The organism is Legionella stuttgartensis (genome assembly GCF_977063405.2).
Genome location: NZ_CDRUHA020000093.1, coordinates 67,759 through 91,880, shown reverse-complemented (window position 1 = coordinate 91,880; position 24,122 = coordinate 67,759). Strand labels below are relative to the sequence as shown.

Sequence of the window (24,122 nt, the reverse complement as noted above, 5' to 3'; positions counted from 1 at the left end):
GAAGGGTTGAGTAGGGAGCATTTTATGTAATTGCCGCAAATTTCTTTATTCTCTCCTCTTGCGCCTCAAGCTCAGTTCTTTTAATAGTCGCGGGTATATATGTCTTTGGGATAGAAAAAAAACTGGGCAATTTAAATGGTTTTTCTGTAGGTCGATTCCAGTTAAATATTTTTTGTTGGTCGCTATCATAATTAATATTATTAAATATTATGGTTGCCATTTTATTCAATGCGCTTCTAGCACACCAACTGGGGGTCATATAACCAATAATAGTAAACATAAGCTCGGGAGGTAACGCTAATAAACTCGCCTCCTGACCTCTTCCCTGAGCCAAAACACTCAAGGTTAGTGCTAGTTTGCTAATTTTCGCTTTATAATTTGCAGCTGTTTTTTGATCAAGACGTTTACGTGTAATGAACGTAAAAGCATTGCCTTGTACGTTTATAGCATCCAAGTCGTTATTTTCAATAAAGGCTTTTATTCCATTATCAGAAATATGATTGTGGCTTACATTTAATTCACTGACCCGAAGCGCTTTTGCCAGCAAGTAAGCTCCTTCATCGCCGAATAAATTATTTGCGAGATTTAATCGTACTAAATGGGTATTAGAAACCAGAGCCTCTAATAACATTTTTATATCAGCCCCAGTGAGTTGCTGATTACTCAGGTCTAAGGTGCTTAAGTTGCTCGCATTGCGAGTCAGATTTTGCAATATTTCATGATTAATGGGCATGCCAATCCTTTTTTCAAAATAGTAATAAACGGGTCAGATTATACAATATTTGCTCATAAGTTCTATAATTATCTATTATGTATTAAATGTGAAAATAATATGTTTAAGAAGCTATTCCAAAAGCCACCCCAAAAGGTCTCCCCAAAAAATACCAATCAGGATGTAGTGATTAAGCCTACTCTTATACAACAAAAAGAACTAATGGGTCAAAACTTACCCTTACTTAATGACATTCAAATCCAGATGATTATAAAAAATATAAAACAATGTTCCAGTCCACCACCCTTTTGCTTAAAAAGTACAGACGATGTGCCATTCAGAACATTATATGATGGTGCCAATATATATGTTTTATCGGAAATTGTTTTGGGTGAGGGCGGGGAAGGAGTCATGATGGCTGGGTTACAGATTGACGAAAAAGGTATGTCCAATTGGCTTGCCATTAAAGAATGTTTTCCTGGCCGCGATCTGCGGGACATGATTATACTATTTGTCACTGACGATGATAAGTTTTTGGAAAATTATGAACATATGATGCGTATTATGTATCTTGAAAAATATCCGGACGCAGATTACGACGAACTAAATCAAGATGAATTAGTTGAGTTTTTTAAAAAACGATTAGCAACAGAGATAATTCCTCAAACCAAAGAGCGCTCCTTACAAGATGCTTTGAAGAACCAAGCCATACTTGAACATTTGGGCATTCCGGCAACAGCTTTTGCTACGGATTTGTTAGTTTATTCCACTATGCCATTGCTGCGTGGTTCGGATTTAGTGATGCTCACTGGGGCAAAAGAGTCAAATCCAACTGCAATTTTTGAAGAAATTAAGAATTCGGTTGAGACAAATCCGGATGCTCCTCTCCAATGGGGATCTTTTGTAGCGGGTTATGCGCAGGTCATCGATAACATCATGGAGCAAGTAGCAGAACTCCATAGGAAAAATTATCTCCACCGCGACATTAAGCCACAAAATTTTATGCTTACGGATACTGCGAAGGTACAATTAATAGACTTTGGTTCGGCAGTTAAGATGCATGAAGGCGTCTACACTGCTAATGATGCAAAGTTTGGTACACCCGGCTATATTTCTCCTCAACAAGCAGAGGTTGTAGAATTCCATCCTACCGATGATTATAATTTTACTCGAGCAGATGATATTTACAGTCTAGGGGTCACCCTCCACGAATTGCATGCCCAACATCTGGTTGAAGCGATTTCGAACTTGTATCCAGATCTAAAGGAAAGGGTGGTTGGTATACAACACGCTCTAGCAGACTTAAAGGCACATGAACCTGAAACTCGCCTGCATGCAATGAGCTATTTAAATGAGCACTTCAAGCATCTTGTACAAGCCCTCGAAGTGAAACAAGGGTTGGTATTACAACATGATGATAATTATGAACGGTTAGTAGCGCACATTGACCGTTACCGGATCGCTTGTTATGAAAGTAACTGTCCAACGGATGATGTAAGTCTAATTATTGATGGTATAGAATTTTCGTCTAAGTTTGCCTATGATTTGTTAAGCGAGGATGTTAGCAGTGAAGATATTGCAAGTAATTTATTAACTATAAAACAAGAATGCCAAGCGAAGCCTGAAATTACGGTCACTGATGTTATCGCATCCATTACTCATCATAACCTAACCACATGATTTTAAAAGAACTATATTGAGCGAAGAGGTTTTCCCAATACCTTGGGTCGGAGCACAATTAGTCTAATTTAATACAATGATCATCATCCCAGAATACCTAGCCCAAACCCATTTGAGTAAGTGTTATAAATCTAATGTCTTTTAAACGTCAAACTCTGAAATTTAGTTTTGACTTAAGAGAAACTCAAAGAGGAAATACTTTCTGAACCATCTGATGATGAACAACGTAAAGAGTTTAATAAATCTATATAAAACGACATTAAAGTGTTCAGATCCGATTTAAAAAATTAAAAAAAGTTCATTTTCTTATTGTTAAATTATTCTTATTGTGCAATACTTCAACAAATTGTTCTCAAAAATGTTTTTTCTACATGAGTATTTTATTTTTTCAGGCTTTAAATCCAGCTTTTAACAACTTAGGAGTTAGTAGTGCTAATTCTGAGTTAGTTATTAGTAAAAAGCCACAAATTAAAACTCCAAATAGAAAAAATTATGAGCAGAACATAGATAACAGCATTATTCTTTCTTCTCGAGTAAGTCATTTATTTCAATTTCCATCTTCGGATGTTATTGATATTGTTAGAATAGCTACAACTCCTCCCGACCCACACACCTTCAAGTCTTTTCTCTAGTCTGAGATTAGTTGTTCTCAACTGGAATATATTCTGTTGAGAGTAACGTACATCACCTAAGACAGCATAGCTAGTGATCATTTTAAAGAGGTCGCTGTTTCTGCAAAGTCTCCGGCGTGTAACGTTCTCTCATATTGAAGATAAAAATAACAACTGTATCCATATCGTAGTAACAAGATTTAAATATACAGTAAGTTAGGTTGATAAGATGAAGATGCAATGTAATGTAAAAGGCGAACGATACCGTTATATGGGTCTCAATATTTTTTTAATATTCGATTAGTAATTCTTATTTATGCACCAAGCAATCAGAATTTTAACAAGTTCATTTGTTTGTAAACAGATTATTAACGGGTATTCATATGAAAGATAAAGAACAGAGAAATAAATTATTAAAGAAATGTATTGAGATTAAAAATTCAATTAATCAAAAAATTCCTTTGGCAGCGAATCGATATGAAGAGTTTGAACAGATTGATCGCAGCAAAATAAAAGCCTATGAACAGGACATAAGGGCAAGAACTCCTGAGGATCAGCAATTAGAATCATGTATGTACGAAATGGAATATCTTGAGGCTCATGATAAGAAGTACGAAGCGTATGAACGCTATGTAGAACAAAAGGAAATTGAGTGCCATATTTTTGAATTTATTAATGCGCGCTTCAGGGAGTTTTGTCTCGATGAGCAGGTAAAATCGCCGCACAATCTAAATAATAGTCAGAAGCAAAGTTTAAAACAAATTATCCTCAAACAATCTACGATTTTGTGTGAAAAAATTGCACGATCCCAAAAACTGCTTGGAAGAGGAAGCAGCACTGTTAACGTCACAGAAATGGATGACTACCTTGAACAACATGCTGATCAGTTCATCGAGATTTTATGCCAGGGCGAAGAATTAACGATTACCGATAAAGAATTAGCTTATCGGTTTAAAAAAATTGATGAACTTGTTGAACATCGAGATGCCTTTCAAAAGCAATTTAGACGGGAAAATGCTGTGCTTTTGCAAAAGGGGGGGGATAAAAAGGTAAGAGAAACAATTCAAAAATCAAAAATATTTGCAGAGGGTCAATATTTCGATAAACCGGGAATCAGTACGGGGTTTTGTGATGAACATACTTGCATTGCCCTTAAAAGATTATATGATGAATATTTAATTGATAGCGATACCATCGTTGAGAAAATTTCTATTTATTACTTTGATGATGATGGTAACCCTGCCGATGGCCACACGTTTTTGGTCATTGACCGAAATCCCGATAGTTCTCTCAATGACATCAGCCAATGGGGGGGGATCCTTTTAGACCCATGGAATGGACTAGCCTGTCTTACAGAGGATTATTCTTCCTTACCTTATTTTTATATTTCTTACCCAGAAGGGGCTACATGGGAGTCTATCCCTTTTACGGTTGAAGATTATCATCTGAGCTCTACGATCCATGATGCGAACAAATATTATCAGATGACAGGGAACGAAGACCTAGAAAAACGTAAACCACTGATGATGGAAGAACATCAATTGCATTCGTTGGATGAAGTTGGATTCGAAGAAACCAAAGCATTTCTTACTGAACTGATTAATAAATTACGTCCCCAGAATTTCGAAGATCCACTTGAAATTTTTATTACAACAACAGGCGATAAATTGGTAAATTCGCTGGCCGGATTTACTAAGCCCGCGATTGTCATTCACAGCGATTTTCTTAAGCAAATGCAAGATGGCGTTTATACTGTTGAAGAATTAGAGTTCGCTTTAGCCAACGAGTTACTTTACATTAAACATGAAGGTGTTGGAGTTTATTATGAGATTTCAGCCGATGAACAATTCAAACTCGATAAATTAACGATTGACCAATGCCATAATGTACAAGCAGCTATTAGTTACTTAAGAAAAAGCATTAACTTTCAGGAACAACATAAATGGGATGTGAGTGATGTCACACCTTTCTATTTGATTCATGATTATCGAGAAGTGGTATTAGCGGATTATCATCAACGTATTAAAAATTTGTTAACTTGGTTGGCTATCAAAGAAAATGAGCGCGATGAAAAAAAACAAACGTCTTTACCAGCTACCCTTTTAAATGCTGTTGCTCCGATTAGCCGAGATATTTTTTATAAAAAAGAATGTGATGCATGTGAAGATACCGTAGCAAAACTCAAATTTTTAAAGTCAAAATTAGCAGAGCTAACGGTTGAATTATTACCTTATGAGCTAACGTCTAAAATTGGAATTAAGGTCAGGGATTTCTGTTCGATTCTGTATGCGATGAATATTAATTTGAACGATGCAGAAGTGGAGAAAGCAGCGAACGAATTAATTGAACGGGCTTTTGAATTGCGAATCCCATCCTTTGAACGTGTTTATCTGGCTCTTGTTCATCAACATTTTACGAGTCGAACTTATTTAGCTGAGCACGTCCGGGTACCTCCATTTGGACTTTTTAAGGCCATAAACAATGCAATTGATGCGTTTGTCAAAGCAAAAAGTTTTAAAGAAGCAAAAGAGACGGCCGAGACCTTAAAAGCGTTACAAGAAAAATACATAGGTCATTTTAACCTGTCGCGTGGCCGGGCAAGAGCTCATACCTATCAATTTGAGCAAGTGCATCAGCGCATGCCTGTCGGAAATGAGCGATTTTTTGGTTCAATTATCGGCGAGCACATTAACTGGAATACTTTTGCACCACAGGATGATGTAACTGAGGTACCTTGGTCGAGTCATCTTGAATGGGCACAAAAAGATGAAAGCTCTATTATTGCTGAGACATTATGGCGCCTTGGTGTGACTAGCGATCAAAACTTATGGTCTTTATTACCTGAAAAAAAACTATTGTCTTTCGTCATTAATTATTCTGATTACAAACCAATGACTAAATTACCTCTACAGTATGCTGCATATGGTAGTAATGATTATTTTGAAACTGTATTGGAGTTTTTATCTGAGAATGTAATCCAGAAATTTAACGTCAACTTCGAAATGTTTTTTAGTGAAGAGTCTTTTGAAAATAAATTTAAGCAGTATTATGATTTGAATTGGCCTGTATTAATCAAACCTTCAGAATATCAGGCTCGCAATATTGACAACCTAGCCATTCAATTTTTGCTTTCTGAGTTTACCAATATAGCCATGACTGGGACACCAGAAGAGAAAGCCGTTGTGAAAAGCTTTTTCCTAGGACGAGAAGATAAGCGAGATCTGGAGCACCTACAACTGATTTCAAATGAAGTAAAATCAACGTTACATTATAACACTCCCTATGTTCAATTTTTTATTAATCAGCAATTTCAGGACAAAAAATTTGATTTATTTGCCACAGAAGAACAACTGAAATTACTGGATACCATCTCAATGTATCTTTATGAAATTCCGCCTCAGGCGTATATTCATATTTTTCGCTTGCCTTTTGATACACTTAGTCTTGATTGTTTGGAACAGCTACTCACTTTAGTTAAAGATCAAGAACGGCTCCTGTCCCATTCTATTGCAGTCGGCTTTTTTAAGGAACATCTAAAGCAATACGGAAATTATGAGGTGTTGACCAAAGAGACAATAACCTTACTAAAACTTGCTGGCCAGTTTATGCATAATCCTGTGGACCGTGCCGACCTATTTAAATCATTTCTCTGGAGTTTACCTCAAGAAGCCAGTGGAACAAGCCATTTAACACCTAATGATTTAATCCTTATCTATCGTACGTTTGATTCACAACTGATATTTCCCTCCCCCGAAGTACAAGAACATTTTTCTCGGCTGGTTATCGAGCGGATCAAAGGAATTTCAGAACGCGATGAGCGTATCCAAGCATTGGAAGAGCTTCTCTTCGTGGAGAATTCAATCAGTCTTCCGATTAGTGATATTACTTTGCGTAATGAAGCCATTGCACAGTTAGTTCAAGATCTAAGAGATAAATATGGACAGGATGACCAATCTCAGGAATATAAAGAAAAGATACTAGCCGTGATTAATCGTCTGTATAAAAATATGGCAAAACGAGATGTCACATTAATGCTTTCGAGATTGGCTAATGCCATTGAATCACAGTGGGAAGTGACTGAGCATTTAGGGATTTTGTTAGAGCCAGATAAATATTTATCGACGAATCAACAGGAAAAAATCGACTTTTCTATTAGTAGCCTGGCCGCAGCCTCTCGGAAACTAAGTGAAGACAAGAACGACATAAGGGAATTTTTGGAATTTATTTCTTCTCCGATTAGTCGTCAAACAACCGATAAATTTTCCAGTTATTTATTAACCCATCATAAAATAAACGGTCTGGCAAAACGGTTAGGCTACAGTGACAATTTAGCAGAAATTGAGAAGGACAAGCCAGGAACTATTGCGTTAATGTTAAGAACTCTTTACGCGCAGTTCTGGGATGTAAGTCTGGAAGAGCGAGCGGTTATTGTGGATCACTTGCTTATTCCTGCCAATAAAGTAAAAACTGCAGATGAGATGGAAGACGCATACGAAGAAGCCTTTTCCTACGTTGTTCATAAATTGTTCCCGCATGCCGAAACAGATAAAGAGGAAAATTTTGCTTACGCTTTGCTGAAAGCTTACCTAGAGACGGCGGATAAATACATTCGCAGCCATTTATTAGCAGGCATGTTAGTAGCCACCAACCAGTCGACTGGGACTGGGCAATCATCTAGCGCGGGTAAAAAGTTGGCCATGTTATGTGAACATATGGGTCCTGCCTATGTCAAACTGGCTCAGGCAGTTCATAGTCATCCGAATACCCCTGAACATATCCGCCGCGATCTGGATCACTTGAAGGGACGAGCGAATCCACCTCACCGTTGGCAATTATGGCGGCTCTTGCGCGAAGTGGTGTCTCGTGACGATCGCAAAATGATTAAACGTGTTGGAGCTCTTTTAGGCTCGGCCTCCTATAACTTAGCTCTGGAAGTAGAGCTAGAAGATGGACAGGACGTGGTGCTATTGATGTTGCGTGAGCATGCAGCAAAAAATGCGCAAGAAGGTTTTAGGCATTTGCAAAAGACCATTGAGGCTTGCTCGCACGCTGATATGAAACCTATTCGCGAGAGTATTTTATCGATCATCAGTGAGGCCCAAGAACTGTCGAAAATTGAAATGGACAGAAAGTTAAGTGAGCAGCAAAATCAAATTGCAGCCAAACTTTACGCTCGTTCCATCACTGTGAACGTTGATGATAAACCCTATACTTTTACCCTAAATCCGGCTCATTTGATTAAAAGTGGTGAAGGCTATCGATTCATTCAACGTGTTTATGGAACCGAATTTAATGAACTTCCTAACCAGACACCGGAAGACAAGGCAATTCGCCGAGCCATTGCTAAAGCAGTCATCACAGTAGAGCTCATTAACATTCTTCAGGGGGGGTGTTTTGATTCCGACCGACATGGTAATCAATTGCGCCATCAGAACCATCAGCTGGGGTTGTATGATTTTGGTGAAATGTCTTTGCAACCGCCAAGTGACGTGGAGTTAAAACAATTAGCGAACGTTCTATCGGATATTCCCAAAGCGGCTATAAAAAATAGGCTGTTTAATACCAACTTTGATCTGTTGTTAACAGAGCATATTCGAAAAGCGCTTAAAGCGGGTGAACCAACCAGTTATTTAATGCGAGTACGTAAAGGACTTTTGGCATTACGAGACTTCCAAAAAGAATTATCGTCTCAAGAACTAATGGATGTGTTAAAACAGGTTAATACCAGTGAAGCCATTCATAAAAAAATCAAATCACAGGTGGCCAATACCATTCGCATAGCTGGATACATGGAAGATATTAGTCAGACTTATCAGCATTTTGTTAACAAGGCAGTTTTTTTCAAGAGAAAGGTTGATTCAATATTTCACGGGTGTTCCTCTCATCAAGTGGCGCCTAAAGATAGAGGATCATCTGGCAATGATAATCAAAGTTTTTTTTGCCTTGGCAATTCAAAATAGAAACCGACTCCTTGAGGTGGAATGCAGAAATTCTACCTCAGCAATTCAATTCTTAAGGAGAATACCGCTGTGTATGCTACTCAAACTGTACGTGACATTTATTTAACTGCATTATCCAATAATGATACTAGCACTGTAGCTCATTGCTTAACTGTTAAGAGAGTTTCCCCTAATATCCGAGATAAAGATCTGAATACAGGCTTACATTATGCCGTAAAGGTGCAAAATAAAGATTTACTAAAATTATTATTAAAATATAACGCTGATGTTAGTCTTAAAAATAAAAAGGGCTTAACTGCTATCCAGGTAGCGGCATTTAATGAAAGTTACGAATGTTTATCCATAATTGCTGATTTTTGTTTGGTAAATAACAATCTGAAATTAGAGACCGCTGATAAGAATTTATTAGAAGCGTTCCGTTCTTCTCAAAACGAATCGGTGACACATCCATTCATCGAGGCTGTGAAGAGGGGGGAGCTTACCCAAGTAAGAAAATGTCTTGAATCAGGTACCTCTATCGACATGATCATTGATAGTGAGTCGAGCACCGCACTGCATCAGGCGGTAAAACAACAAGATAAAAAATTAATTGCGTTACTACTACAATATGGACCTAATCTAAATCTTGCTGATAAAAAGCAGAGAATACCACTTCAATTGGCAGCAGAAATAGAGGCTTGGGAGTGTTATCAACTCATTGCGGATTATGGGAGCAAGCAGGAAGTAGCTAATAACAACGTAATGGAGATAGATAAACCCGAGATCTCGAAAAAAGTATCTCCAAGAGGGGCATATCAACAGGCGGTTCAGCAGGGTAATATTGTGGAAATTGCTCAACTATTAGCGGCTAATGTATCTGTTAATACAGTCGTTGATGCCCAATTTAATACTCTCCTGCATGTTGGCGTAAAAACCCAAAATTTAGAATTAATTCTGCTTGCCCTGCAAAATGGAGCTGCTTTAAATCGTAAAAATAAGCAAGGTAAAACCCCTTTAGATTTGGCCTTGGAGAATAGAGCCTGGAGCTGTATTAAAACAATTGTCGAAAATTCTCCTGTACATAGTGCACCTCTTGATGCTGCGCTACTTGCTGCCTTACGTTTCCATCAGGTTGAGGTGGTTCAGGTTTTGGTGAATGCTGGTGCCTCAATGAGATATTTTACTACCCTTGTAGGTAAACTTTATTTTGAAAAACTTGTGGCCAACAAGCAGGATGAAATGCTCGCCGCTTTATCCGTATCTCCCGTGATTCAAGAATTAATGTACTTAGTTGCAATCAGTAATAACGACATTTTCGTTGTTGCAGGTGCTTTATCACGAAATGAATTTTCCGTGGATGCTTTATTGGGTCCCAATAAGGAGACCGGATTGCATATTGCCATTACTAAGAAAAGGGAGGATATGGTTAGATTATTTTTAGATAACCATATTCAGCTTAATACTCGAGACATTAATCAATTAACAGCCATTGAGTTAGCCTTGAAGTTACAATCCTGGGATCTTATTAAAATTATTTTGGAAAAACGACCACTTGATAAAAGTAACATGGCTCAATATCAATTAGTTCTTATGCACGCTTTAAAAACTAATCAACCAGTTATAGTGATGCTATTACTTCAACAAGGCATGGAAGTACTTCCCAGCTATTTTAATACCGATGAAGGCGTCCAAGATTACCAACGAATGGTTGTGAATCAATGGAATGACATGATTCAGGTTTTATTAATAGGGAGTAAAGAATTTCGAATGAAATATGGTGTTTTACCTAATCAGGTGAAAGACTATTTTGAAGAAATTATTATGGGTGAAGAGCTAACAAACCCCGTCATCACCCAGCAAGGAACCACCTATAACGCCCAAGATATTCAAAAGCTAGCTCATGATCCAATTACCAGAGCACCATTGCAGCAGGGTGAATTGGTTCCGAATCGAATCGTCTATGAGTTGTTGGCTTATTATAAACATCCTAATGTTAATTTAAGGGAAGTACCCCCTTGTTTAATATGCCCCGAAACCAAGGAGGTTTATAAAGAACCCGTTGTTACTGGGGATGGATTTACGTACGAAAAAGCATGGATTATTGATTATTTGCAAAAAAACAATAATAAAACTCCTGGTGGTTATCCCCAGTTTAATAGGCCTTTATATAAGAATCGCCTTGTTAAACAGTTAGTTGAGGAAAAGTATTCCCTTGAGAAAATGATGGAAGAAAAAAATAGGGAAAATTACAAAAAAGCATTTGCAGAGAGAAATTTAAAAGCAATGGAAGAATCTTTAAAGGCAAGAGTTTCTCCAAATACTCCCCTTGATGCCAATGCTAATACAGGATTACATAAAGCGGTGGAAGAGGGGAATATGGAGTTAATCCAACTTCTGCTCGATTATGGAGCCAGTTTGACGATGTTGAATAAATCGGGTTTGTCACCCATGAAATTGGCAGTTACTTGTAAAGCCTGGAACTGTATTAAGACAATTGCAGTTCTTCATCCCAATGATAAAACCATGCTTTCTCAATATGATATTCCCTTGATCCATGCATTACAGGCTGAGCAAATTGAAGTAGCTCGAGCTCTGTTAAAAGCTGGCGCGCCGATGTCTTATTTTACACTTGAAGAGGGGCAGGAGTATTTCAAAAAACTAATTGAGACGGAGCAAAAGGAAATTCTTACCCTTTTAATCACCGAAGGAAGACAGGACGTTATTAATCTTTTGCTATTTAAATGTGGTAAGTTGGCTTCTGAAGTTGAAGAACTGTTTGAAGACTCAATATCACTTACCTCCATTGAAGAGCCTATTATTGTTCCTACGGGTATTACTTACGATATACAAACAGCAACTACCTTAAAAATGGACCCTTTATCACGACTGCCATTAACAAAGGAAGATTTAATTCCCAATCTATTGGTGAAGGATTTATTAATCCATTACAAACGGCCGGGGGTGATTGTTTCTCAACTACCCCCATGTTTGATTTGTAAACAAACGAATGAACTATTTAAAAACCCTGTTGTTGCGGTGGATGGTATAACATATGAAGAGGAATGGATTAAAAAATATTTAGCTGATCATGATGGAATGACACCACCAGCAGAGGGGGCACCTATGGGGCTTAAACAAACAAAAAATCTTTACTCCAATATTTTAGTCAAAAAGTTGATTGAAGAGAATTATGAAAATGATATTCAAAAATCATCAGTAAAAAAGATGAGCTTCTCAGGAAAGTCTAATCTGGTCTTATTTGGTAATAGAGAAGAGAAAAAAGAGCCACCCCAATTAGATAATTATATGGAATATAATAATGGATTTTGATTAGTGCCCCGAAAATGGAGAAGAGCCAGAAAGTACCAGCTAATTATTTGATTTTAAAATGATAATTATGAAGCGCTCGGAGGGGGCTCCCTCTCCGAACACCTTGGTTCGAAGCCTGATGCTTCTTTTATAAATATCAATAAAATCAATATTAGTTGCATAAGACACGGGATTTCAGAAGAGCTTAAATCAACTCTATTGATGCTACTCCTAATAAGTTTGACGTAGACAATTAAATTGTTACAATTTAGTTCCGCCTGTGCTGTCTCTTAGCTGGGTTGATTAACTCATTCTAATAACTCCTTAATCAGTGCTGTATCTCTTTCTTTATTAGAGTTTTCTGATTTACAGAAAAGGGATAATACAAATGGCTCTATCCTACAAAAAAGCATTTCAATTATTTAGTGATTATTTTACCAAATCAGATCAAAAATTAGCAGCATGGCTTCTGCTTGGAGGCATTGTTTTTTCTATAATTACTCTTGTTGCATTGGCTGGCTGTATGCCCTGGGGATTTTTAGGATTTTGGACAGCACTAACAGCAAAAGAGCTCACCGGCTTACTTTTTTATAGTGGCATGATCGCTCTAGTTAGTGCAGCGATGGTTGGAGTAAACACTTTAATGGATTACTTAACCGATACATTGTCGATTAAATGGCGTTCTTGGTTAACAACAAAATATATTAATAAATACCTTTTTGGAGAAAAAAATTATTTGGACTTGTCACGTGTTTCATCTCACATTGACAGTCCTGAACAGCGTATTCAAGAAGACATTAAAAACTTTGTTGATCGTACACTTTCATTAAGCACCCAATTTCTCAGATCCACGCTAGCATTAACTCTCTTTATCGGCACCCTATGGCTCATTGGTGGCTCACTCACAGTGATAGTGTTTGGTACTAACATTATCATTCCTGGATACCTAGTATGGATCTCCTTATTTGTCGCATTCGCAAATAGTGTAATTACTCATATGCTAGGTAAATCTTTAGCAACGATTAATCAAAATGAAGAACGTTTAGAGGCTAAATTTAGAAAAGATTTAGAATTTATTCACAGCGAATCAGAAAATATTGCTCTTGAAACTGGAGAAAATTATCACCAAAAAATATTAGAAAAAGATTTAGAACAAATCTCAAAAAATGCGTTTCAGAAATTATGGGTTAAACTAAGAGTTAATATTTTTCAAATGAGTTATAACAACATTTCTGAGATACTACCTTATCTCTTTGCTGCACCGGCTTATTTCTCAGGATTAATTGATTTTAATCAAATCATGCAAATTGGGGTTGCCTTCACTGAAGTCAGTAGGGCTTTAAATTGGTTCGTTGATTCCTACACATCACTGAAAAAGTATCAAACGAGTATAGAGCGAATTATCAAATTAGAAGAGGAGCTCGATAATGAAGGTCATGAAATGAATCCAAAAGATATCCACATCTATGAATCTCAATCACAAAAATTAGCAGTTAAAAATTTAAATATTGCATATCCACGCTCTTCAAAGTCGGGTTACATGATGCGCAATTTAAATTTGGAATTTAAACCTGGAGAAAATACCTTAATCAAAGCTCCTTCAGGTTTTGGCAAAAGTACCTTTTTCAAGGCAGTTCGTAATACATGGGGGCATGGTAAAGGGGAAATTAGTATTCCCCAACATCAAAAAACTTATTTCTTACCTCAAAAACCATTAATTCCCCATGATTCATTAAAGGGCATACTTGCTTATCCCGATTCAGTCGACACCTATACTGAAAAGCAATATAAAAAGGTACTAATTGCTGTAGGTGGAAATATGGAACAATTTATTCCAGAGCTGGATAAAGAAGACACCTGGTCCAAAAGATTATCTCTTGGCCAGCAACAAAGAATTTCTTTTGCAAGAGCTCTATTAAAAAAACCGAATTGGCTCTTTTTAGATGAAGCCACCGCTTCACTGGATGAAAACAGTGAGGAGGATCTCTATACTCTTTTAAAGGATAAACTTCCTAAAACAACAGTAATCAGCATTGCACATCGCTCTACAGTAATGAAATTTCATCAGCGAGTCGTACAATTTGAAATACAGCCTAGAGAAACACAATCAGAAGAAACACAACAAAATAGCTTCGCGAGTTAAATGAATCATGCAACCTCTCTAGCCACCATAGATAAGGCTACTTGGTATAATAAGAGATGATTATCTACCTGTAAAAGTAAGTTGGGTAATTTTTACCCAACTTTGGGAAGTAAAATGCAAGTTCATGGATATAAGAGTTGTTGCGTTACAATTGCTGCAGCAGCTACAGCAGCAGCTTGCATAGTTTGACAGCTTGGAAGATGTTCATTAAAAAAATTATAATAACCACCATAATCAGCGGATAAAGTTTCTGTAACTTCATTATCATCTATCTCTAACGATTTGTCCTCATGCTGAGGAGATTCTGTGGCAAGGATAGAGTGATTTGGCGTTACAATGTTGTTCTTTTCTTGCGGTTGTAACTGTGTTTTCAACTGCTCCAATTTAAGTTGATTGAGTTGTTCTTTAGTGCGTTCAAATTCGACACTTATTTCAGTCAGTTGATTTTTTAATGTGATACGATAGACTTCAGCTGATTCACTGGGGAAAAATTCTTGATTCAGGGCCGCTTCTGCATCAATACATTGCTCTTTGGCCTGTCTTAAATTCTGGAGTTGAGGAACTGGATAAAACCAAGAAATTATCCAGTAACAGAATTGGGCAAGGACAGATGTATTGTTCCATTCGTTGTTTAGCTTAAGATAGTTTTGCGTAGCCAGATGGAACTCGGTAAGTTTTTTTGAGAAAGAATCAATCTTGTCATTTAATTGATCCTTTTGATTTTTAAATAAGTCAAATGAAAGTCCAAGCCTTTGTGTCTCATCAGTGGTCACTGACTCCTGAGGTTGTTGTGAGTCAATTACATTATTTGCTAATGGTTCTTGGTTAAAAGTTTTTGTTACTCTAGCAATGTACTCTTTAACTGATTCATCATTTGTTTTCAGTAATTGAGACTGATTAAGAGCAATATTATAACTTTGGCAATATGCTTTAATTTCCTTCAGCATTGCCTTTGATTGAAATCGTGTGGTAATTTTTTTGTCATTTACTCCACTAATCACCATATTTGAAAATGGCCAAATTATATTCCCTTCGTAAGTGACATTGTGATAATTGTGCAGATGTTGATAATAAATAATTGCGAAAATTAGACTTTCTGAGCTTGTTATCTTGGGCAAATAAAAGGTGTAGTTTTGTTTGGGGGCGTTAAATGATACCTGATATTCAAATAGCTTGGCTTTTTCATGCAATTGATTCACTACTTGTTTGATTTCGGTGGGGCCTAATTTCTCAATATCCACTCCGATTTCAATCAGTTTGTTCGCAGCAGCAAGTTGTTTTGAATACTCTTCATTTCCCGCTAATGTGGGAAGGCTATCAATACATTCTTTAAACGTTTCCCAATATTTTGTTATTGAAATCATATTAATCCCTAAAATGATTAGACTCTTTAACTGTAAATCGCTTACTTAAAAAAAGCCATCATGAGCCTCGAACGGATCAATGTGTATAATAAAAAGACGAAAGATAAGAGGACAAGTAGGTTATGTCGATATGTTATTAGACTAAATCTTTAATAATAAATGGCGCGCTCGGAGGGACTCGAACCCGACACTTTGGTTCGAAGCCAAGTTGATTGATAATTAACATTAATAAAATCAGTAAATTGCGGCCTTTTCATGCAAATTACCTTGTCTGGATTCCAGTTGAGCCGATTGCTTTTTCGAAAATGCCCTGTAGAATTCGATGGCTTACAAATGATGAAGTAAATCGATTGCTAAAACAATGCGGGCTGCTATCAGCCCAATTTTAGAATTTTATTTGTTAAATCCTGCAATATTTTAAATAATATAGGTTCAATTACGTCAGGTTTTGATTTTCGATCATGAATTTCATAATCAATATATCCTTGGATAATTTCTGGGGAAGATGCAAATTGATTCGCTTGTGAAGTTAAATTAACTAATGGACTATTTGAGGGAATCAATTGTCTGGTATTAAGGTATTCCAAGAACTGTTTATCTAACAATTTTTCATTTATAAGTGGGGTAAGGTGTTCCTGGATATCGTGTATATTTTGAATTAATAGGGAATGGGCTTGTTCTCGGGTTAACCCAAGTCGTGCATAATCGTCCACACCCTTACCATCATATAGACTCAATTTTTGAGAAGAACCAAAAAACGTTGACACTTGATTTACAACGCTAGATTGCTCCTCATTGTCAGACTCATCAGAAGGGAGAGCAAACAATTCTTGGTAAAAAGCGGACTCCAAAATATTTTTTTCTGGTCTGGTTTTTACTTTATCAAGATCTGCAAGAAGTAACTGCACCTGTTCTTCTTTTAATGGAATAATGAGTGAATCAGATGTTTCATCAGAAAAGTGGAAGGGGTTGATAATATCGGCGATTTCTGTATTAGTGAATCCTAATCGTTGTAATTTTACATCCACTTCAGCTCTCGCATTTACATCCCAGTACTTAGATTGACGCTGAATTTCTAAAGAGTTTGATGACCAATTATAGCTAAATACAATGTTACTATTGGCATTCAAATAAGGAAGAAGTTCTATGATTTTAAATTCAGGATAATAAGAGTGACTTAATGACCTGATTAGCCTTTCATGTTGTCCATGAATTGCAAGAAAATCAAACTCCTTTTGCCATTGGTTTACTACCAGCATCTTAACCAATTGTAGGTATGCATCATGATGTCGTTCATCATAAAATTTTAGTGCTTCAATTAGGCGACCTTTCTCATTATGAAGGCTAGCTTCACTCGATATATCTGTTCGCCTGGCTGGATTTTGTTTAAAAAAAGCCAGCATATAATAAGTTATGAGGTCCCTGTGAGGATCAATTAACTTAAATTCTTCTAAGGTCTTAATCAGATGTTCTACATCTTCAAAATTAGACCAATTCTTTATAGCCCAAAAAACTAATTCCTCTAATCTGTTGTGCACTTCTTTGGGAGTATCTAAACTGATATTTTTTACAAGTTTAATAAGATTTCGATAAGCATCTTCAAAATCTCGGTTATAAAATTTTAAAGATTCGATGACTCTGTCTTCTCTATTTTTGGTAGATGAGATTGTTTTGCAGATAAGGCCAGAGTCATAAATTCTCGGCTGGTTCTGGTCTTGTTTAGATGCGTTTAAAAGATAATATAATTCCGGCTCAGTAATGCGATTAATTAGATTCAAGTTCTCTAATATGTGAATTATTAATGCAAAATTAGAAGAATTCATTTCATTTACGGCTGAATTAACTAACTCATCCCTTTTTTGAGGTGATGTATTATGAAATTTTTCATTCTTTATATGTTCTAGAACCTTTGTATTATCAAATACCCAATTTCCAAACCCAAATAGATTAGATAAATGAATTAAATTGTGTAAAACAGAACCTTCGTTTTTACTGTTTAACAGTAAATTTTTAATATAAAAATCGGAAAATTTTGACGACATAAAATGACCGGATAAATCAGAAAGATCAGGTTCAAAGGTGGAGTTCAACCACCTTGATGTCCCAAGAAAATGCTCATCTATTGTATAATACAACGATTTAATGTTTTCTTCTGGAAATAGATCATAAAAGTCTTGAAGCTTTTGAATTTGATTATGCCAAAATACCAGCCTAACCTTAGGCCTCTCTTTAATAATAAATTGTATGGTGTTTATTAATTCAGGTGTTAATGTTGTAAATGAAAGATCGATAATGCTGTCATCAGCAAGGTGTTTTACTAATTGTTGATTAAGGAGCAATGCATTAGGATTGTGGTATAAGGACAAATCAAGCGTATTATATTGTTTAAGTTTTTTTAACTTTTGTTTAATAAATTCTTCCTGAGTCATTCTTTTACATGAAAATAATTCACTCGCAGTAGTTGTCGAGAGCTCCATCCGGTATCCGACTTGCTTGGCAATATGTCTGTTAATTAACGGTTCACCAACACCACAACCCACTAAATAATCAGCAAAATCACTATTTGCAAAACCCTGTAATACCTTCAGTGCTTGAAAACCATCGGTTAATACAAGGCGTGTTAGCGAGCCCGATAACACCATAAAGGTTGGAGCATTCTTATCCAACACATGGACGCATTGATCAAGAACCTCTTGGAATTTCAGCAAATCTCCTTTAATAAATGTTCCTTTATCTGGATATTTAGATTGTGCTTGCTCAATATTAGACTCGTTAAAATCAAAGCCAACTAAGTGCACATCTGTTTCGTTAAATGCACTTGCTGCCGCATTAATGTACTTCCCATTGCCACAACCACCATCGATAATATTAATCGATTTCGGTGCTGTTTCTTTTGCTAGTATTCGTCTAATTTCGTTATTAATTTTTATATGTTCGGCATCATAGAATTCATCAACTTTATCAAGACGGGAAGCGTCTGAATTGTAAACAGTATCTACATTCGATTTAATCCAATCCACAGCAGGTGAAGATTTTCTTGAGTAAATACGATCCAGGTTGCATCCCTGAGCTTTGAATAACTCTTTAAGGGATAAACAATGTGCGGAATTAAGCGGTATGGGTAATTTGGTTTTATCCTTAAAGCTCAGTACAAGATATCCTTTAACACTTGGAATATCACTATCTTCAAATTCTAGCAAACGCATTTTTAGGAGAGATTTTTTTGTTCCATCAACCAGGAGTTCACATGGTTTATCTGAATCAGCTGAACATTTAGCTTGTGGTAAAATATACATATTGAAATTCAGGTAATAGGGAAATGAATATCTCCCTTTGGAAAACGAATTAATAAGGGACTGAACTTCAAACAATAGATTAGCTGATTCTTTTGATGAAGGCTCTATAGAGCTTTTAAGTGAATGTTCTTGTCCCATAATCAGTATCTCTTGCATTCCCGTTGAAATTTTATGAACAACTGGCAGAAAGCATTTATTAATAGGACCAAATAGGGTGCATATATTCAGAGCATTTACACCAATTTAGTTTGGAGTTTCTCATTAAAAAGTATAGAACAAACTCTGAATTTAAACGTACTGAGAGAAAGTATGGCGTGTTTGAGGAGTCCAATCTCCGACCCTTGGGTCGAAGCCAAGTGTAAGCCCTATATTGGGTAGAATACCTTCACGATATATTTATGGAAAATTGAATAAGACTCTTGCTAAATCCAATTTTCATTTGCAGTAAAGGCGATGGTTAGCCAACGTCTAGGCGTATCCTCTCCAATAGCCAACGCAATTTCATTACGAATTTCATCTAGGGTTTCAATGCTTGAAATTGGAAAATTCCTGGGTAGTACTATATGTATTTCAATAAATTGAGCACGTCCTATTTTTGCAACGTAGCTTGTATAGGTTTTGAAATTATGCTGTTTGATAAGCTCATCTAAAAAATCTCTTATTTTTTCGTCAAGATCCAGGGGAGCCATGCGAAATATGTCTCGCATGGCATCACGAACCGTAGCCATAGGCACAAAAATCAAACAAGCAGTAAGGATCGCTAAAATAAGTGGGTCAATGTAGGGAGTAAAATATCCATAGACCCCATTATGCAACAAAGCAGCGATGCCAAATGCCACTAGAAGAGAAGAGGAGATTAAAGCAGACATTAACCAACTTTGTATGTCTAATCGTAAGAATTCAGACTTAATTTTGCGGTTTTTTGTAACCAAATACAAATACATGCCCGTTGATAAAAAAAATACCAAAAGAGCAAACGCAAATGCTAAATCAAAATTAAGCTCATGCCCACCTGACATTAAGCTTCCAATTGCATTTATCATCGCATAAGCACAAAGCAGTATCAGGATGCTCCCATTGAAAACAAGTACCATGGGTTCGATATGCCAGTAACCATATTGAAAACTACGATTCCCCTTACTTGTTAAAAGACGGGCAACAAACAAGGCCAAGATTGACATAATGGTATCAACCATATTAAACATACCGTCAAAGACGATAGCCAATGAACCGGACAATAGCCCAAATAAAATACCTACTACGGCCAGAAGAAAGGTAACAGCTATTGATATTTTAAGTGCTCGGAGTTCATGAAGCTCCTCTTGTATTTTCATTGTGTGATTTTCTCGTATAAATTATATGATTTATCTCTGAATTATTACTTCAATAGAGCCTAATAAAGCCATCTTATAATATTAGTCCCTTAAAATGATAAATGCTTCTTTTCAATAATTGCGATGCTTGGCTGTGGTGGATGGCAACATAGGAATACATGATGCTGATATTAATTTTACCAATAAAGTTGCGTGTTAATCCAGTATCTTTGGAGTATGTGATTCCTGTTCGCCTTCTGACGATTTATCATAAATTTTATTTTCTTTAGTGAATACTTGTAATTTATGGCGCTCACGCACTGCTTCTGGTTCAGTGTTACATAATTTTGTTTCACTTACAAAAACAGTCTTGAATAATCCGTGCAATCTTAAACAATTACTAAGTTTCGGTAATACAGCAACTTTTCTGAAAACGACATAACTTTCACGATCACTTGGAATCTGCTCGTTATCGATTTGAATAAACCTGGGATCTTTTCTTATTTTTTTATTAAGGCTTGATCTATCGGAATCTCTTTGAATAATTGAACCCTGAAACTCTAGAGGATAGGACAAGGTACTTGGGTCAATATTATGTCTATTAGTGGCTATATTTATATTCATAGCATCATATAAGTTTACGGTCTCCTCTCTTTCTACTGCTTCTAAAGGAAGTGTTTCCACTAGCCTTGAAAGTGCTACGTTAACTACATCACCCGTTAAAAAATAACATTTTTTAAGGTAGATCATATTGGCGAGATTCAAAGCAATTAGACCTCCATCAGCAACATACAATGATAATACCCACATACAATGGGCCAGGAAGTTGTGCCAATTATCATCATTAGCATATTGTTGTTCTTCGTATGAGCCATCTGCTTTTTTATTATAGAGCTCAAAATTTCGATAGGGAGGAGAAGTAATTGCTAAATTAAACGATCCAATTTTATCAGGGTCGATTACGACTTCCTCGATTTTTTTAGGAATATGCTCTGATTTAAATTGCTCTTTACCCGATAATGGTTTAAATAATTGAGTCATTCGTTCATAAGGCTCAATCAAAGCTGGATTAGGATCAATACTTAAGTAGGAGTCAATTGATGGATGTGCTAAAGCCGCTATTTTACGTGCTCCCCATCCTCCACAGAGATCAAGAAATTGAATTCGTTCTGCTTTAAATTGATAATGTGTTTTTAACACTTCAATTACCTGCATTAAAACAGTTGGTGAATATTGAGAGCTTACAAATTGCCGAGTAAGTACTTGGTTAATTTCTTTAACTCCAATTGATCCAGCTTTAGAAACAGGTACCTTAGTGATATCAACTTTACCACAACGTTTACGAAATACTTCGCGTAATTTATAGGTCACCGGGGAAGAATTGGTCTCCCATACGCTATAAGCGGATTCTTTTTTACCACCGTATGTCGCTTTGTAACGTTCTATTTGGGTAAAATAATCAACTGCAAGTTTACCTGCTTTGTCATGTATTGAGCGTTGTACTGTAGAGTAAAGAGGGTAAGGACTATCATCAATATATCCTCTACTCACAAAATCTGCACCCTCTTGCATGAGTTGCTTGAAATCAAAAATTGCCTCTTCCTTACTAATAGGTACTTGAGGAAACCGCATCGGATTATCAGGATCAGCATAAATCTCTTTAACACATCTAAGAGCTAATATCTGGGAGTATAAATTATGAATAATTTCAGTAACATTACCAGCCGATTTAGACCCCGAATTAGCTTTTGCTTTATCTTTAGGTGAATTTATATCATTACCTTCTTGCACCTTAAAATAAGGTATTAAATCGTGATAAATTTCTTCTAACCCTTTTAGAAAAAAAGAGTAATTAATATTAAGCATCTCATCGCGTACAAATTGAGAATGGTCTGCTTCGAAGATATAATAATGAGCATGTCTGGATATTATATCTTTCACCTTAGCTTTATTTATTTCTACATTTATAACTAATTCCCAGGTGTTGCCAAGGTTTTTTATTTTTGCATCATAATATTCAAGGGCAGGTATTTCCTTGAGTAAACTAATGACATTTTCATTTAAAAATGACTCCAATGAAAGGCCAGGCCGGTTGTCCTGTTTGGGGCGCTTTTTAGCAGGAGTCAATGCTCGGCTACCAGGGGTGTGATTAGCTTGTAGTGGTTTTTGTCGCTTTCGAGCGCTACTCGTAGTTGTGGTATGAGCCGTACTGATTCCTGGTAATTGTGTATTGGTCAATGCCGGAAGAGTGAGCTCTTGTCTTTTACGCTTTCTGGTGGCTGAAGAATATGCTAAAGGGGGAAGAGCATCACTAATAGAGTCTCTTTCTTTTCTACTGTTTTGCGACTGGTAAGAGTTAGTTTGAAATATCTCTCCCTTTTGGAGGGGACGAATAGGACTGATTTCATTATCTGGAGGGCTTTGAACAGTATCCTCATTTTCTCCAGGATAAATCTTATCTCGCTCATCAAATTGCACGGTATAATGATCATCATCTTCAAATCGTTCTTCTTCCGATTCATCTATAATTAACATCCCCAAAGTATCTTCCTCTTCCTCTTCCTCCTGGTTCGTATGGTAGGATGAACTATTAATTATGGAGCCTGTTGACGATGGAATATATGCTGTCGCTCTTTTTTCCTCATCGAGCAATGGTTCAATTATTGGCAAATCGAAGGTGGGATGATAAGGAACGGTTTTTGGAACATATGGTTCTATTCTTGGTAAATAAGGTGCGGGTGGTTGTACTGAATGAGTATGAGAAACTAATCTTGTTGAGGCAGCATTTTGTTTTTCTAATTGGTTCAGGAGGTGTTTTTTAAAACATAAACCTCTCCAATAATTAAGAATAATTAAATTATGTATTCCATCAAATGTGTTCTCTGCAAACGGATATCTATAACGCGAGTTGCTATCAGATAATGGTTCCAATTGATGCTTTTGCTCAAAACTCAATCGTTCTATAACAGCTTTATTTCTAACAAAAAAATTATCTAAAGCACTCACAGCTCCAGCGTAATAATCACTATTTATTTCTTTACATTGAAATTTAATTGTATAAGGATCATTTTTTATTCTTGTTTTCTTAAAATGAGGCAGAAGTTGATAAGCCATTGCATCTCGTCCCTTCTTTAAGGCAAGTTCTCTCTCTTTTTTTTCGTTCATAATTTGATTCTTACGTTACTATTTTAAAACCTAATAAGTAATTAATTTTTATAAATATTAGTTTTTTTTTACTTTATTTGCGTTCATTTTATTCATAGTGCTCGTTTTGGAGAATCACTAATTTTGGAAATATTTTATTTCCAAAAAATAAACACACACTTTACGTTGTGTTCATATCTGCATCAATTAAAGCGGAGATCATTACAGAATGGTTATGATTAATAAATTATGACTCATCGATAGAAGCCTTCAATTCTATTTTTTAATATTTATTTATCAATAGATTGCGATGAATCAAAATTGCTAAAACGGTCATTCACTGCCACCGTTATGCCACATTGTATGTCAAAGATTTTAACAGATAGTATGCTTTCAGGATCGGAAGTTTTCTCGGGTTTCATCTTGTTCTACAAAAGATTTAAATAACCCGTGTATTGCATTAATGGACTATGAAACGAATGACTACTGCACTTAAAGAGCAGTTGAGAATGCTGGGTACCAATTTTGGTACCCTATTTAAAATGTAATCTTTGTAATCGCTTTATTCTATGAATTAGTTACTCACTACTTCTATTTACCCCCGGCTAAAA

Annotated in this window: 11 protein-coding genes; 5 read left to right on the top strand and 6 right to left on the bottom strand. The window is 36.2% G+C overall.

Going from position 1 to position 24,122, the window contains the following annotated elements:
- Nucleotides 1-22: 22 nt before the first annotated feature.
- On the bottom strand, nt 23-733 hold the full coding sequence (locus ACWTEW_RS30575) for a leucine-rich repeat domain-containing protein (RefSeq protein WP_454781736.1): 711 nt from the start codon (nt 731-733) through the stop codon (nt 23-25).
- 99 nt (nt 734-832) lie between these two features.
- On the opposite strand from ACWTEW_RS30575, the gene ACWTEW_RS30570 reads away from it, so the two are divergent.
- The 5 genes from ACWTEW_RS30570 (at nt 833) to ACWTEW_RS30550 (ending at nt 14,394) form a co-directional block, all read left to right on the top strand.
- Nucleotides 833-2,392, top strand: a complete 1,560-nt coding sequence (locus ACWTEW_RS30570; RefSeq protein ID WP_454781735.1) for a protein kinase domain-containing protein — start codon at nt 833-835, stop codon at nt 2,390-2,392.
- Nucleotides 2,393-2,763: 371 nt separating this feature from the next.
- Nucleotides 2,764-3,024, top strand: a complete 261-nt coding sequence (locus ACWTEW_RS30565; protein WP_454781734.1) for a hypothetical protein — start codon at nt 2,764-2,766, stop codon at nt 3,022-3,024.
- A 362-nt stretch (nt 3,025-3,386) separates the two neighbouring features.
- Nucleotides 3,387-8,963 (top strand): ABC transporter, encoded by a 5,577-nt coding sequence (locus tag ACWTEW_RS30560; protein WP_454781733.1) that lies wholly within the window; start codon nt 3,387-3,389, stop codon nt 8,961-8,963.
- Nucleotides 8,964-9,032: 69 nt separating this feature from the next.
- Nucleotides 9,033-12,272 carry an ankyrin repeat domain-containing protein gene (locus ACWTEW_RS30555; RefSeq protein WP_454781732.1) on the top strand — a complete coding sequence of 1,080 codons (3,240 nt, stop codon included), beginning with the start codon at nt 9,033-9,035 and terminating at the stop codon, nt 12,270-12,272.
- A gap of 367 nt (nt 12,273-12,639) precedes the next feature.
- Nucleotides 12,640-14,394 carry an ABC transporter ATP-binding protein/permease gene (locus ACWTEW_RS30550; RefSeq protein ID WP_454781731.1) on the top strand — a complete coding sequence of 585 codons (1,755 nt, stop codon included), beginning with the start codon at nt 12,640-12,642 and terminating at the stop codon, nt 14,392-14,394.
- Nucleotides 14,395-14,516: 122 nt separating this feature from the next.
- Here ACWTEW_RS30550 and ACWTEW_RS30545 read toward each other — a convergent pair whose 3' ends face one another.
- The 5 genes from ACWTEW_RS30545 to ACWTEW_RS30525 form a co-directional block, all read right to left on the bottom strand.
- Entirely contained in the window at nt 14,517-15,758 is a 1,242-nt protein-coding gene (locus tag ACWTEW_RS30545; RefSeq protein ID WP_454781730.1) for a Dot/Icm T4SS effector Lem19, read from the bottom strand.
- A 374-nt stretch (nt 15,759-16,132) separates the two neighbouring features.
- Nucleotides 16,133-19,192, bottom strand: coding sequence for a methyltransferase domain-containing protein (locus ACWTEW_RS30540; RefSeq protein ID WP_454781729.1), 3,060 nt, complete (start codon nt 19,190-19,192; stop codon nt 16,133-16,135).
- Nucleotides 19,193-19,476: 284 nt separating this feature from the next.
- Nucleotides 19,477-20,388, bottom strand: coding sequence for a cation diffusion facilitator family transporter (locus tag ACWTEW_RS30535; protein WP_454781728.1), 912 nt, complete (start codon nt 20,386-20,388; stop codon nt 19,477-19,479).
- A gap of 73 nt (nt 20,389-20,461) precedes the next feature.
- Complete coding sequence (locus ACWTEW_RS30530) at nt 20,462-20,551, bottom strand: hypothetical protein (protein WP_454782058.1); 90 nt, start codon at nt 20,549-20,551, stop codon at nt 20,462-20,464.
- Nucleotides 20,552-20,583: 32 nt separating this feature from the next.
- A complete protein-coding gene (locus ACWTEW_RS30525; RefSeq protein WP_454781727.1) occupies nt 20,584-23,532 on the bottom strand; it encodes a hypothetical protein in 2,949 nt (982 codons plus the stop codon).
- Nucleotides 23,533-24,122 lie beyond the last annotated feature (590 nt).

Excerpts from the sequence above, each read along its gene's own strand:
- ACWTEW_RS30550 (WP_454781731.1), top strand. The coding sequence starts at position 12,640 with ATGGCTCTATCCTACAAAAAAGCATTTCAATTATTTAGTGATTATTTT.
- ACWTEW_RS30575 (WP_454781736.1), bottom strand. The coding sequence starts at position 733 with ATGCCCATTAATCATGAAATATTGCAAAATCTGACTCGCAATGCGAGC.
- ACWTEW_RS30540 (WP_454781729.1), bottom strand. The coding sequence starts at position 19,192 with ATGGGACAAGAACATTCACTTAAAAGCTCTATAGAGCCTTCATCAAAA.
- ACWTEW_RS30545 (WP_454781730.1), bottom strand. The coding sequence starts at position 15,758 with ATGATTTCAATAACAAAATATTGGGAAACGTTTAAAGAATGTATTGAT.
- ACWTEW_RS30570 (WP_454781735.1), top strand. The coding sequence starts at position 833 with ATGTTTAAGAAGCTATTCCAAAAGCCACCCCAAAAGGTCTCCCCAAAA.
- ACWTEW_RS30560 (WP_454781733.1), top strand. The coding sequence starts at position 3,387 with ATGAAAGATAAAGAACAGAGAAATAAATTATTAAAGAAATGTATTGAG.
- ACWTEW_RS30535 (WP_454781728.1), bottom strand. The coding sequence starts at position 20,388 with ATGAAAATACAAGAGGAGCTTCATGAACTCCGAGCACTTAAAATATCA.
- ACWTEW_RS30565 (WP_454781734.1), top strand. The coding sequence starts at position 2,764 with ATGAGTATTTTATTTTTTCAGGCTTTAAATCCAGCTTTTAACAACTTA.
- ACWTEW_RS30525 (WP_454781727.1), bottom strand. The coding sequence starts at position 23,532 with ATGAACGAAAAAAAAGAGAGAGAACTTGCCTTAAAGAAGGGACGAGAT.